General features: G+C 51.5%; 14 protein-coding genes. 10 read left to right on the top strand and 4 right to left on the bottom strand.

Annotated features, from left to right (window positions below):
* Positions 1 to 22 precede the first annotated feature (22 nt).
* A complete protein-coding gene (locus tag KHS78_RS13480) occupies positions 23 to 1,303 on the bottom strand; it encodes an alpha/beta fold hydrolase (RefSeq protein ID WP_211828995.1) in 1,281 nt (426 codons plus the stop codon).
* Positions 1,304 to 1,613: 310 nt separating this feature from the next.
* On the opposite strand from KHS78_RS13480, the gene KHS78_RS13475 reads away from it, so the two are divergent.
* Positions 1,614 to 3,191 carry a hypothetical protein gene (locus tag KHS78_RS13475; RefSeq protein ID WP_211828994.1) on the top strand — a complete coding sequence of 526 codons (1,578 nt, stop codon included), beginning with the start codon at positions 1,614 to 1,616 and terminating at the stop codon, positions 3,189 to 3,191.
* Between the two features lie 133 nt (positions 3,192 to 3,324).
* Here the strand turns inward: KHS78_RS13475 and KHS78_RS13470 are convergent, their stop codons facing one another.
* The gene (locus KHS78_RS13470) at positions 3,325 to 3,708 is read right to left on the bottom strand and encodes a DUF4870 family protein (RefSeq protein ID WP_211828993.1); all 384 of its coding nucleotides are present in this window, start codon (positions 3,706 to 3,708) and stop codon (positions 3,325 to 3,327) included.
* 75 nt (positions 3,709 to 3,783) lie between these two features.
* Between KHS78_RS13470 and KHS78_RS13465 the strand changes: the two genes are divergently transcribed.
* The 9 genes from KHS78_RS13465 to gap all read left to right on the top strand — a co-directional run bounded on the left by KHS78_RS13465 (position 3,784) and on the right by gap (position 11,108).
* Positions 3,784 to 4,758, top strand: a complete 975-nt coding sequence (locus tag KHS78_RS13465) for a D-alanine--D-alanine ligase family protein (protein WP_211828992.1) — start codon at positions 3,784 to 3,786, stop codon at positions 4,756 to 4,758.
* A 48-nt stretch (positions 4,759 to 4,806) separates the two neighbouring features.
* Entirely contained in the window at positions 4,807 to 5,538 is a 732-nt protein-coding gene (gene trmH, locus KHS78_RS13460; protein ID WP_246506471.1) for a tRNA (guanosine(18)-2'-O)-methyltransferase TrmH, read from the top strand.
* Between the two features lie 59 nt (positions 5,539 to 5,597).
* Positions 5,598 to 6,461, top strand: coding sequence for an acyl-CoA thioesterase II (tesB, locus tag KHS78_RS13455; protein ID WP_211828991.1), 864 nt, complete (start codon positions 5,598 to 5,600; stop codon positions 6,459 to 6,461).
* Between the two features lie 230 nt (positions 6,462 to 6,691).
* Positions 6,692 to 7,750 (top strand): polysaccharide deacetylase family protein, encoded by a 1,059-nt coding sequence (locus tag KHS78_RS13450; protein WP_211828990.1) that lies wholly within the window; start codon positions 6,692 to 6,694, stop codon positions 7,748 to 7,750.
* A gap of 155 nt (positions 7,751 to 7,905) precedes the next feature.
* The gene (locus KHS78_RS13445) at positions 7,906 to 8,241 is read left to right on the top strand and encodes a tRNA-binding protein (protein ID WP_211828989.1); all 336 of its coding nucleotides are present in this window, start codon (positions 7,906 to 7,908) and stop codon (positions 8,239 to 8,241) included.
* Positions 8,242 to 8,338: 97 nt separating this feature from the next.
* Positions 8,339 to 8,650, top strand: coding sequence for a hypothetical protein (locus KHS78_RS13440; protein ID WP_211828988.1), 312 nt, complete (start codon positions 8,339 to 8,341; stop codon positions 8,648 to 8,650).
* Between the two features lie 88 nt (positions 8,651 to 8,738).
* The gene (locus KHS78_RS13435) at positions 8,739 to 9,080 is read left to right on the top strand and encodes a cupin domain-containing protein (protein ID WP_211828987.1); all 342 of its coding nucleotides are present in this window, start codon (positions 8,739 to 8,741) and stop codon (positions 9,078 to 9,080) included.
* A gap of 6 nt (positions 9,081 to 9,086) precedes the next feature.
* Positions 9,087 to 10,019, top strand: coding sequence for a hypothetical protein (locus tag KHS78_RS13430; RefSeq protein ID WP_211828986.1), 933 nt, complete (start codon positions 9,087 to 9,089; stop codon positions 10,017 to 10,019).
* A gap of 81 nt (positions 10,020 to 10,100) precedes the next feature.
* Complete coding sequence (gene gap, locus KHS78_RS13425) at positions 10,101 to 11,108, top strand: type I glyceraldehyde-3-phosphate dehydrogenase (RefSeq protein WP_211828985.1); 1,008 nt, start codon at positions 10,101 to 10,103, stop codon at positions 11,106 to 11,108.
* Between the two features lie 13 nt (positions 11,109 to 11,121).
* On the opposite strand, the gene KHS78_RS13420 is transcribed toward gap, so the two are convergent.
* Both KHS78_RS13420 and mpl read right to left on the bottom strand, forming a co-directional pair.
* Positions 11,122 to 11,742, bottom strand: coding sequence for a flavin prenyltransferase UbiX (locus tag KHS78_RS13420; RefSeq protein WP_211828984.1), 621 nt, complete (start codon positions 11,740 to 11,742; stop codon positions 11,122 to 11,124).
* The gene (gene mpl, locus KHS78_RS13415) at positions 11,739 to 13,106 is read right to left on the bottom strand and encodes a UDP-N-acetylmuramate:L-alanyl-gamma-D-glutamyl-meso-diaminopimelate ligase (protein WP_211828983.1); all 1,368 of its coding nucleotides are present in this window, start codon (positions 13,104 to 13,106) and stop codon (positions 11,739 to 11,741) included. The genes KHS78_RS13420 and mpl overlap by 4 nt, the downstream gene beginning before the upstream one ends.
* Positions 13,107 to 13,137: the final 31 nt, after the last annotated feature.

Here is a 13,137-nt window from a genome sequence, read left to right as displayed (position 1 = left end):
ACAACGGCTTCCAGGTTAACGGTTATCCCGCAATATCGGCGACAAGCTCTTCCTCAAACAGCGCCAATGGCTGTTGGTCCATGAAATAGCTGTCATCATTGAGATACTGTCTGAAATGCTCTGCGGTTTGCAGGTCAATATGAATAAAGTGGCCTCGCAACTGGTCATCATCCTGTTCCAGAACGTGAACCGACAGTGATACGCCAATGCTGTCAATCTGCAATTCGAGATTGCGTTCGTCTAAATCCAGCGTACGGTTCTCTTTCAGTGACAGCCGGGTTCCAAAGAAATTGATATCGTCAATGCGGGCTGCGATTTTTTCACCGCTCTCTGTTTTCAGAATACAGGCGCCGTTACGAATGGGAACGAGCCGTGGGCTGATCCGGCGCTCCATGGTAACCATGGCGACCCGATTCATGACCTGGAAATCCTTGCAGCTACTGAGTGGGCGTCCGGTCAGAAAATGGTAAAACAACCTGCAGGTACCTTCCCTGCGGGAAAAGATGCTCATGTGGTCGGCATTGTGTATCAGTGCAAACGTTGAGCGAGGGCAGCGCAGGGCAAAGGCTGCGTTTTCACAGGGCAGTGTAAAGTGATCGTATTCACCTGTAGCGACCAGGGTGGGGCATTGCGGGTATTTATCGAAGCCCTTGAAGTCGATCAGGCGCTGCGTGTTCTGAAGAAAGCGCTCACGTTCGGCTTCATCCAGGCGGGAAACCTGGCGAAATAGTAGCTTCTGGTGTGTCCGTCCCAACCCTGTTTGTTCCACATGATAATGGTTGATCATGGTGGTGACGCAACCTGCCGCGAACTCCTTGATACGGCCTTCCCGGCAGAGGTGCAGTGACTCTTCCAGTGTACGCATAAGTGCAGGGCGGCCCATGGGCGTCGTGCCACTGAGTAACAGTTTCTCAATGCGTTCCGGGAACTCGGTGGCAAACAGGCTGGCAAGCAGTGAGCCGTAAGAAATACCGATCAGGTTGATACGTTCGATACCGCAGACGTCCAGAAACCCTTTCAGCAGACAGGCCATATCCTCCAGCGACAGGTCAGGCACCAGTTGGGGATTGGAACCCTGGGAGGGAAGATCCAGAAGAATAACCGGGAAATCCTGAAGAAATACTTCGACTTCATGTCGAAAACTACGAAAGTTCTGAAATGCGCCGGAAAGGAAAACAACTGGTGTTCGATGATCATTTACAGGATTGGAAAACGCCTGGTATTGCAACAGCCATTGCCCGAACTCTATGGAGACAGGCTCTGCGTCCAACATGCGAGGACTGAAGGAGCGGGTATATTCCATGATATTGTCCCTGACGGCCCACTTTTTGGCAGTGGTTTCTTATTGTTGTGTTGTACCGAACATCCATTGGTACGATAGTGTTGGATAGTATACATATTCTATCGATGTGTATACCCCGCGGCGTGAAGGGACACTTTGAATTGAACATTTTTCCAGTTAGCGTGTCTGTATTAGAGAAGGATAATTCAGCGCCTTTCAGCACTTGATATGGTTGACATATCCACAAGCCTTGCCTGTCAACGGATTTAGCGAATCAATACATATCAAATGCTATCAGACGGTGTACTAGACACATAAGAGGTAGTTAATAATGGCAACATCTGTGGGTGCAGCAGCAAAAAGCGTAACCAGTAGCGCGCAACTGCCCCATACAGGTTCACCATCAGCATTTGAATTTCAGGGTAAAACTATAAGAACGAGTGACATTATGGTTTGCGGCAGAACCTATGGAGGATATGGAGAATATGGAGATATTGCTCATGCCTATAAAGCCGCTTCCGTTTATCGTAAGGCGTTTCCGGATAGGAGTATCTGTATCGTCATTCAGACAGCTGGCGGTGAAAAGAGCATAGGTCGCCCGCTCTTTCTGGCCGATGATGATGTACAGGTCATATGGATTAATAGGCCTTTACCACAGATAGAAGACACTTTCACAAAAATCAGAATGTTGCTTGATGCTGCATTGTATATACATAGCGGGCCTCACGGTCGTATAGAACCAATCAGTTTTTGTGATGAAGAATGCTATGTAGATAAAACACTTTTGATAAATGAATACTTTGGAATCAAGGGATTTAGACACAATATTAGTGGTATGAATAGGTTCTTACCTTGTTTCTGTGAGAGTAATGATAAACGCTATAAGATGTATTTTGGGGAAATTGACGTTATTTCTGAGCCTTTAGCTTTTGATAGTGAATTGTTGGCTCAGACGATCACAAACGATAATTTTCCAACCCTTTCCCATGAAGCATTAAATGATAATACCCTATATTTTTGTTATACAAGGAAAGATATACCCAAGTGTTTACATTTTCTGACGCTTGTATTATTAATGGAAAATAATGAAGATCGAGGTATCACTATTGTCGCTAATGAAATAGATCAATCGGAAAGAGTAATCGATGAATTTATGAAACATTGGGAGAGGATATTTGATGAGCATGAAATAGAGATACATATGTGCTTTTCTGAAAAAAAAGAGACGAGTAAAATAATTACTATTAAGCCATTTAGTCAATCGAGTGAGAACATTTCCAGAAAGCGAAAGAGAGTCGATTTTATTGACCCATTCCCTATAACAAATAGAGATTTCCATAGAATGACGAAACTGGCCAATACTTGCACGTTGACTGGCGATATTTCATTTTCTGATGCTGTCGCCATAGGAAAGCTCCCGCTTCACGAATTCTCCTCTTATGATTTTTATCTTGAATTTTACAAAATGGTAATTCACAACTCATGTACTGATTCAGCCCTTGAAAGTAAGTATAAAGATGTTTATTTCAGTGCGAATATGCTTGTTGGAAGAGACGAATTTAAGCCCAGAAATATGAAGGAGGCTAATTTTCCTCTACTGAGAACTACTGAATGCAGAGATGTTCAGAAGAGGGCAGTTGCGTATCTAAGGGAGAAATGCAGTATTGAGGATCTTCTTGTTAAAACCGCGCAGTCTGTTCTTGATCCTGGCAGGAAAAAACCCAAATGGATGAATAAATTAACAAGTAAAAACGTAGAAGAAGTTACTGGGCAGGAGGTTGCGCAGTGTGGTGTGACCAGAGACGACAGCTATTATTATGATTTTTATAAAATGGTATATGAAAAAAATACAAAGTTACTGTGTGATAAAGAAGCTTGCTTGGAAGACGAAAGGTTCTGGCCGAATTGAAAAGATTGAGAATCCGAAATGTTGATGCTGCCTTTTTCTTGTTTTTTTTATGTTGATGCTTATTTTACCCTCTGAGGGTGTTGTCCATAACTACTACCTCAGATCCATGGATAATTATACGCGTAAAATACTATTACCACTCAACCGGATAACGTTCCTGCGATAACCGGTACCATCCCACCACCAAACGATATAAGAGATAGAGCTGATTCAGAAACAGGATCAAATAACCAACCAGCAACAGGGTCAGGCCCAGACCGATAATCGCCAGCAGCAGGTTGATCCAGAAGGTTCTGATCTGCCATGTATAGTGGGCATAGAGCAGGGCGTCATCCGTCCGGGCGCGGTAGACATAGGCCATGATGACGGCGACCAACATCGGAAATGCCGTGGGAATGCTCAGGGCAATCAGGGCATAGGCTACATGGGACGGGGTACGGCTTTCAATCATGGTTGTCATTCCGGCACAGGCATGGGCGCTATTGTCGATGAGAGCGTGCGGGATTGCCAGTGGCATCTTCGGCCGTTCGTTTCTATGTTTACTGCTTTGCCATGTCTGTATGACGGCAGTCCCTGTTTCTGGAAGTGAATCATGTCCGGCCTGTCCTGCCCCCGAGTTGCGTTGATCTGTGGTGGTCCTTCGTCAGAGGCGGCGGTGTCGCGGCTATCTGTAGGGAGGGTACAGGCGGCGCTCAGGCATCATTATCCTGATCTGCATGTGTTGGAATTGACCCCCACTATTGCGGTGGATCTGCACCGCCTCGCGCCGGATGTCGCCTTTCCTGTACTGCATGGCCCGCCGGGTGAGGATGGCACCATCCAGGGATTGCTGGACATTATGCAGATTCCCTATGTCGGGTCAGGTGTTACAGCCAGCGCCCTGGCCATGGATAAACTGCTCACCAAACAGTTACTGAAAGCACATGGCATTCCCCTTGCCAGTGATCTGGTGGTCAAGCGGGAGGACGGGATCGACAAAGCCGTTCAAACCACACTGGCACAGCTGGGGAGTTTGGTTGTGATCAAACCCCGTTCGCAGGGATCGTCCCTTGGCACATCCTTGGTCAGGCAGGCTGATGAACTGGATGTCGCATTCAGGGAGGCGTTTTCCGTCGAATCCGATGTGCTGGTGGAGTCCATGGTGCCGGGGAAAGAGGCCACGGTGTCAGTTCTGGAACATCCGACGGTCATGCCGCTGCCTGTCATTGAAATCTGCTTGCCTGAAGACGCTCGCCTAACCGGTTACGGTTATGATGAAAAATACACGCCGGGGCGGAGCGAGCACATTATTCCTGCCCGGCTGACGGATCATCAGTATCAACTCTGTGAAGCCTATGCGGTTAAGGCCTTCGAGGTCCTGGGGTGCCGGGACTTTGCCCGTGTGGATTTTATGGTGCCGGACGATCAGGATCCTGTTTTTCTTGAGATCAACACCATTCCCGGGCTGACACCTACCAGCCTGTTACCCGATGCTGCTGAGGCGGCGGGGCTGGCGTTTGATGATGTATTGGTGGCATTAGTGGAACGGGCATTGGCCCGTGGGCCCGCCATTCGTCAAAACAGTTGATCGGTAGTTATACGTATCGGTTGCCCTGTTGCAGGCAATGTTTTTACAATGCCTGTCCCATACCCGATGCAGACCACCATGACACCGGAACGTTTCCAGAAGCTGCGGACCGCGCTTGACCGTCGTCAGCCTGATCTGGCGTTATTGACTGATCAGGTGCACAAAGCCCATAACCTGGCCGCCATTCTGCGTACCTGCGATGCCGTGGGTATTGATACGGTTCATCTTTCCCAATCGCCCGTACGGGTTCGTCAGTTGCGGCGTCGCTCCATGGGGAGTAACCGCTGGGTCAATGTCGCCACACACAACAGCATTGACGACGGCATTCGGCATTTTCGGGAACGGCACTTCAAAGTCTATGCTGCGCATTTCTCTGAGCGGGCAAAGCCGTATCATGAACTGGATTTTACGATGCCCTGTGTCTTGCTGATGGGAGCTGAAAAATACGGCGTGAGCGAAACCGGCGCGGAACTGGCAGACGAGCATGTCATCATTCCCATGCAGGGGATGGTGGAGTCGTACAATGTTTCCGTGGCTGCGGCGATCATTCTTGCGGAGGCCATGCGCCAGCGCGAACGAGAAGGGTTGTACCGTTGTAGTCGCCTGGAACAAGAGTGTTATCACAAAACACTCTTCCGCTGGTGTTACCCGGAACTGGCCCGTTACTGTGACGAACGACAGACGGCCTATCCTGCCATTGATGACAACGGTCATCTGGTAGACCCTTCCGACTGGTATGAAAGCATCCGTCAGTCGTCGAGAAAACATCGGAAATCATAATAACCGACCAGGCCTCAGGCATGACCTGTACAGGCAGGCGAAGTGCAAGGAGTTTTTGAATGAGCAGTGTACTGACAGAGCTTCTGGACCTGTTAAAACTGGAACGTATTGAAGAAGGTATTTTTCGAGGCCAGAGTCAGGATCTCGGTTTCGGCAATGTGTTTGGCGGACAGGTTATCGGGCAGGCGTTGTCTGCCGCCAAGCAGACCGTCAGTGAGGATCGCGGCCTGCATTCCTTTCACTGTTATTTCCTGCGTCCCGGTAATGCACGCCAGCCGATTGTCTATGAAGTGGACAATGCCCGGGATGGTAAGAGTTTTACCACCCGTCGAGTGGTGGCGATCCAGAATGGCAAATCCATCTTTAACCTGGCGGCGTCTTTCCAGATAGAAGAGGAAGGCTTTGCACACCAGAAGCCGGTGATGCCAGAGGTGGATGGGCCTGAAGGCGTGACCTCTGAGCTGGAGTTGGTCAGACGGTTTGAGCAGTTTATTCCGGAATCCATCCGCGACAAAATGACCTGCGATAAGCCGATTGATATACGTCCTGTGAATCCCAACAATCCACTGCAGCCGGAAAAGCGCGATCCGGTTCGTTACATCTGGCTGAAGTCGGCGGGCAAGTTGCCGGATGACCTGCGGGTACACAAATACCTGCTGGCTTATGCGTCAGATTTTAATTTCCTGCCGACATCGCTGGAGCCTCATGGGGTGTCTTTCTGGCAGAAGAACATGCAGGTCGCCAGCCTGGACCATTCCATGTGGTTTCACCGGGATTTTCGGATGGATGACTGGTTACTGTATGCCATGGAAAGCCCTTCTGCCTCGGGGGGACGCGGCTTTGTCCGGGGACAGTTGTTTGATCGCCAGGGGCGGTTGGTGGCGTCGTCTACGCAGGAAGGCCTGATCCGCAAGTGGGCCTGAACCCGGTGCCTGCTGTATTCAGGCATCGCCAACAGAAATACGATCATTGCCGATGCGATCGCGTCTATTGGGGTGTGCTTTCGTCAAAACTGACGTTATGATGCCCTGAATAGACGGTTTCCGTCGGCCATCCTGCTAGAAACCGCAGCATTACGGTCGTGTACGGCAATAACCGTCATCGGACAACTTTGAGACAATATCGATAATAATTGCCTGAAGGAATCTCGAGTTTGCTGCGCTTATCAACCATTCTTTCGTTGTTACTGCTGCTTTCAGTTCGCGCTTTTGCGGCTGATCATGCGGTGATTCTGCAGTATCACCATGTCAGTGATGACACTCCGCGCAGCACCAGCGTGACGCCTGCGCAGTTTGAAGAACATTTATCCTACCTGAAGGATAACGGCTTCACCGTGATGGCGTTGCCGGACGTCATCAAGCGGATACGCACGCATCAGGCGCTGCCAGACCGTACGGTGGCGATTACGTTTGATGATGCTTATATCTCGATATATCGCGAAGCTTTTCCCCTGCTGAAGAAACATGGCTATCCGTTCACCATTTTTGTGAACACGGATGCGGTGAGTCGTGGTTTTGGCGACGCACTGAACTGGCAACAGATGAGTGACATGGTCAAAGCGGGTGCGTCTATTGCCAACCATGGCGTTAGCCATGGGCACCTCGTTGAGCGTACCAAAGGTGAAGATGAGCAGGCCTGGTTAAACAGGATCCACAAGGATATCGAGACCGCAGAGAAGATTATCAGCGAAAAGACCGGGCAGGATCTGCAGATGTTTGCCTGGCCTTACGGTGAGACAGTACCTCCCTTGCGGCAGTTGATTGGGCAGATGGGTTTTGTGGGATTTGGCCAACAGTCAGGTCCGATTGGGGCATTATCTGATTTCACCAAGCTGCCCCGCTTCCCCATGGGGGGGGCTTATGCGGCGATGGATTCCTTTATCACCAAGGTCAATACACTGCCGCTGCCGGTCAGTGGTAAAATGCCAGACAGCAGTCTTATTGATGAAAACAACACAACCCCGGTTTTACAGCTGACGCTGGCTGGTGGGGATTATCAGAAAAAACTGCTGGCCTGTTATGGTCTGGGAGAAAGTCTCAAAATCAACTGGCTGGATGAGGAAAAAACGACTTTCCAGATTCAGTCAGAAAAGGCGATTCAGCCGGGACGTTCCCGTTTTAACTGTACGGCGCCAGACCAGAGTGGTCGTCGTTATTACTGGTATTCTCATGACTGGCTGCGTCTGACTCCAGAGGGTAAGGCGCTCGATTAACCAGGCGGTTGTTCTTCATGATCACTGCCGCCGTTCTGGCGGCAGTTTTGTTGATGTGCGTCATGAATCGGCCAAATAGGCTGAATCGTCCGTTTCCAGGTTCTCCCGCCAGTATTCATAATCATTCTTTTTTCTGTATTCGACCGGGAGAGGGTATGTCAGAGATTAGTTTTGCTGATTTCAAAAAGCTCGATATTCGGGTTGGCAAGGTATTATCTGTTGAGCGGGTACCTGATACGGAAAAGCTCTACAAGGTACATATTGATATCGGAAAGGAAAAGCCCCGGCAGACAGTGACCAGCTTGGTCGACTATTACACGTCAGATGAATTGCTGGGACGTGAAGTCGTTGTGTTGACTAACCTGAAACCGGCCAAAATGCGCGGCGAGCTGTCTGAGTGCATGTTGTTGTGTGCGGAAACCGAGGATGGCAGCCAATGTCGCCTTTTGATGCCTGAACAATCCATGGCGGCCGGTTGTCCTGTGACCTGAGTCGGTTTGATGCGGCTGGGAAATATCCGGTGATGGCTTGATCAACGGTGGTTTCCAGCTAGCTTTTATATATAACCATCAGGAAGGTGCGTTCAGGATGAACGAAGATACCGTCAAGCAACTGGCGCTGATCATTGCCGCCAACTGTCTCGAAAATGGCATTGTTGATGAGCTTCACGGTAAGGGTACGATTACCGATGAGCAGAAACAGGCATTTAACAAGCAGGTGGGGGACAGGATCTACACCTTCCTGCTGTACCTCTTGAACAAACCATCTCAACAGTATTCCGCGCTGCTTGAAGCCCTGGCACAAAAATATCCAGAGGACTGGTCGCTCCCTGAGCTGGACACCCATTTCACCGAGATCGCCGGTAAGGCTGTGCAGATGCCGCATAATGGCCCTCAATAGAGAGGGCGCATTCCTTTTCTTGCCAGTGTCGTCTCAAACCTGATAATTCAGTAGGTCAGTATTTGCCGTTTCGGAACTTCACCAGACCATGAAACTCGAAAACCTCTTTGCGCAACGCCAGTATCAAACCGATGATGAATATTTCGAGCCTTTGCTGGAACGCAAGGGCGTGAAGCTTGAGCGTATCCTGTCCCGTGGGCACATCACGCCAGAAGGTGAGTGGTATGACCAGGCACAGGATGAATGGGTCATGGTCGTTAAGGGCGCCGCACAGCTGTGCATTGACGGTCGGGATGCGTTGGTAAACATGGAAGCTGGCGACTATATTCTCCTGCCAGCCCATTGCCGCCATCGGGTGGAATGGACATCACCCGAAGAGGAAACCGTGTGGCTGGCACTTCATTTGGATGCGGTGTCAGACAAGCAGTAAACGCGTATGAAGAAAGCAGTTATTCACAGGCATCAAACGGTCTATCAATCCGGCGTGATGGCGGTGGTACTGCTATTGATCACACTCTTCCTTACAGGTCAGGGAATGACAGAGGAATTGCCAGTGCCGGAGGCGCTAGTCTCATTACAGGAACATCTGGATATGCCAGTCAACCGGGACTGGCAGGGTGCCGCTCAGGCGTTTTCACGCTGGGCGCGTAAGCCGGGGCAGGAACGCTGGGAGCTGGCTGAGCTGGACTTGTCACCCGATAAAGAAACCCGAGTACACGAAGACCTGCGACAACTGGGTTTTGTTCAGGCGCTCAAACCTGTCAAAGAACAGTATGAGTATGGGGTTATCCTGGGGGCAACCAGTCCGGGCATGTTAGAGCGTATTCACTATCTGGCGGAATTATGGCGTGAAGGGGTACGGTTCAACCGTCTGGTCTTTCTGACGGGGCAGCGACCGCTGGATCCCTCCGCCGATCATTTCCAGTCATTGATGAAGTCTCTCCAGCAGAAAACCGATGTTGCCCACTTTTCCGGTGATGCAGCTCCCATGCATGAAACAGAAGCCGCGCGGTTGTTGTACCTTTATGCGGATCTGCCCCAGTCCATGCGCAAACTCCCCGTGGATTTTATTGATACCGCGAGAACCTGGCAGCACCAGCATTGGCTCCGTCCGAACACCCGGGATACAGTCAAGAGCTGGCTGCAGAATCGTCCAGTCGCAGGTTCGGTATTGATGGTGTCTACACAGCCCCATGCCGCCTATCAACATGCGGTGGTGCGTGATGAACTGTCTGACGGGTTTTATCTGGAAACGGTTGCGCCCGGTAGCACGAAAGATCAGTCACTGGCCGTGATGCTGGATGCTGTCGCCAGTTGGCTGAAGCAATTGGATCCTGCCCAGGGACTAAATCCTGCCCTTTCCCCCTGAGTCATCTACTTTTAAAAGCCAGGAAGCAACCAGGTGTACCTGTTGCTTGCGTGAGCTAATAAACGACAAAAGGTGTGTAAGATGCGCGAAATCAATCTGGCAATTAACGGTTTCGGCAGAATCGGACGCAATGTGCTCAGAGCGGTCTATGAGCACGGTTATCGGCAGAAAGGCATCAGGGTGGTGGCTATCAATGATCTGGGTGATGCCCGGATCAATGCGCATCTCCTTCAGTATGATACGACCCATGGCCGGTTTGGATGTAGCGTCGGTGTAGAAGGCGATTGTCTCACTGTTGATGGTGAGCCCATCCGTTGTTATTCAGAAAAAGATCCTGCCCGTTTGCCCTGGCAATCCCTGGGCGTTGAGGTGGTCCACGAATGTACCGGTGTGTTTCGGGATCAGGCCGGTGCCGGAAAGCATTTGGAGGCAGGGGCTTCAAAAGTCATTATTTCAGCCCCTGCCAAGGATCCTGACGCCACCATTGTGTACGGCGTGAATGACAGTGTACTCACATCAGCGCATCGGATTATTTCCTGTGCATCCTGTACCACGAACTGCCTGGCGCCGGTCGCGGCGGTATTGCATGATGCCGTGGGTATTGAGTCCGGCCTGATGACGACCATTCATGCCTATACCAATGATCAGCGTTTGACTGACGTCTACCATTCCGATCTTTATCGCGCACGGGCCGCGGCATTGAATATGATTCCCACGAAAACCGGTGCGGCGGAGGCGGTTGGCCTGGTACTGCCTGAGCTGGCGGGAAAAATAAACGGGCTGGCGGTGAGGGTTCCCACTATCAATGTATCGCTGGTGGATTTGTGCTTTGTCGCCAGCCGTACGACAACGGTTGAAGAGGTGAATGACGCAGTGCGAAGCGGCAGTCAGAAAAGCCCTGTGCTGGCCGTCAATGACGTATCGCTGGTCTCCATGGACTTTAACCATAACCCGGCATCGTCAGTGTTTGACGCGAGCCTGACACAGGTACAGGGGCAGCAGGTCAAGGTGATGGCCTGGTACGACAATGAATGGGCATTTTCCGTTCGTATGCTGGACAACACGCTGGCCTTGATCAATGCCGCCTGATGGGGGGCGAGAATTACTCCCCCCACCGGGGCATCAGGTTATGATCGATTCCCAGATGATTCATTATCCTGGCGACAATGAAGTCCACCATGTCATCCACGGTTTGGGGCTGGTTGTAAAAACCGGGGCTGGCCGGAAGAATCACCGCACCCATGCGGGTCAGTGACAGCATATGTTCCAGGTGTATCGCTGAGTAGGGGGTTTCCCGGGGCACGATAATCAACTGACGCCGCTCTTTCAGGGCAACATCAGCAGCGCGCTCGATTAGGTTGTTACTGGCGCCAGTGGCGATGGCTGACAGTGTGCCGGTACTGGCTGGACAAACCACCATTTGTGACGGCGCCCCGCTGCCGGAGGCGACGGCTGACATCCATTGTTCGTTGCCCAGTACACGAATCTGGTCAGGTTTGGCCCGGTAGCGGTCTGTCAGGAATGCCTGAAGCTCCTGGCGATTGGAGGGAAGTTTCAGTTTGGTTTCCGTGGCAATAACCACCCGGGCTGCCTTGGACAGCAGGAAGTACACCTGTCGATTGGCCGCAATCAGGCATTCCAGCAATCGCAGGCCATATTGCACACCGGAAGCACCGGTCAACGCCAGGGTTACGGTGTGTGGCTGTTCGGGCATCTGACTCATGCGGATGCCTTTTGGTTCAGTGCGGAAATCAGCTTCTGGTGCAGGCCGCCAAAACCCCCGTTGCTCATGATCACCAAGTGATCTCCCGGCTTGGCCTGAGAGGCCAGGGTGGCAACGATATGGTCGATATCAGCATCGGCATTAGCCGGTACCGGACTGTGGGCGATTTCGTCTGATAATGACCATCCTAGCCCTTCGGGCTCATACCAGGTGACATGGCTGGCGGTGGCCGTCGCTGCTGCCAGGTGGCCTTTATGGATACCCATTTTCATGGTGTTAGAGCGAGGCTCAATAACGGCCTGAATCGTAGTGTCTGTGCCAACCTTGGCCCGCAGACCTTCCAGCGTTGTGGCAATGGCGGTGGGGTGGTGAGCAAAGTCGTCATACACATAGATACCGCCGATTTCTGCCAGTAATTCCATTCGGCGTTTCACTCCGCGAAATCCCGACAGAGCCTCGCAGGCAATGGCTGGCTGCACGCCGACATGCCGTGCGGCAATGATCGCAGCCAGTGCGTTATGCATGTTATGACGCCCCGTATGGCTCCAGCAGACTTCGCCCTGCGTTGTGCCGCAATGGCTGATGGCAAAATGAGAGCTATCGTCGGCAATGGGAATGGCCTGCCAGTCACTGTCTGGCCCCATGTTGCTGACGTCGCTCCAGCAGCCCATATCGATGACGGCATTCAGGTTGGCGTCATCCGCCGGTTTGATGATCAGACCATTGCCGGGAATGGTGCGAACAAGATGGTGGAACTGTTTCTGGATAGCGCCGAGGTTCTCAAAGATATCCGCATGATCAAATTCCAGGTTATTCAGGATGGCCGTGCGTGGCCGGTAATGCACAAACTTGGAACGTTTGTCGAAAAAGGCGGTGTCGTATTCGTCCGCTTCGATCACAAAGAAAGGAGTACTTCCCATACGGGCTGAAAGACCAAAATCTGCCGGTACGCCGCCAATCAGGAATCCCGGTGACATGCCGGCATGCTCAAGGATGACAGCCAGCATGGCAGACGTGGTGGTTTTACCGTGGGTGCCCGCAACCGCCATGACCCAGCGATCCCTGAGGATATGGTCAGCCATGAACCGGGGGCCGGAGGTATAGGGAATCCCTTCGTTCAGTACAAACTCGACGGCTGGGTTGCCGCGGGACATGGCATTCCCGATCACAACGAGGTCGGGACGGGGATTGAACTGTTCCGGGTTGTAGCCTTCCACCAGTGCAATGCCCTGCTCTTCCAGCTGGGTGCTCATGGGGGGGTAGACGTTCTGGTCCGAACCGGTGACATGAATGCCCAGCTCCCTGGCCAGGAGCGCCAGGCTGCCCATGAAGGTGCCACAGATACCCAGAATATGTACGTGCAAGAGATCGTCCTCGGAAATGATCGCAGACCAT

The sequence above is a fragment of the Kistimonas asteriae genome (assembly GCF_018263925.1).
Classification (GTDB): Bacteria; Pseudomonadota; Gammaproteobacteria; order Pseudomonadales; family Endozoicomonadaceae; genus Kistimonas; species Kistimonas asteriae.
This window is presented reverse-complemented; position numbering and strand designations above follow the sequence as displayed.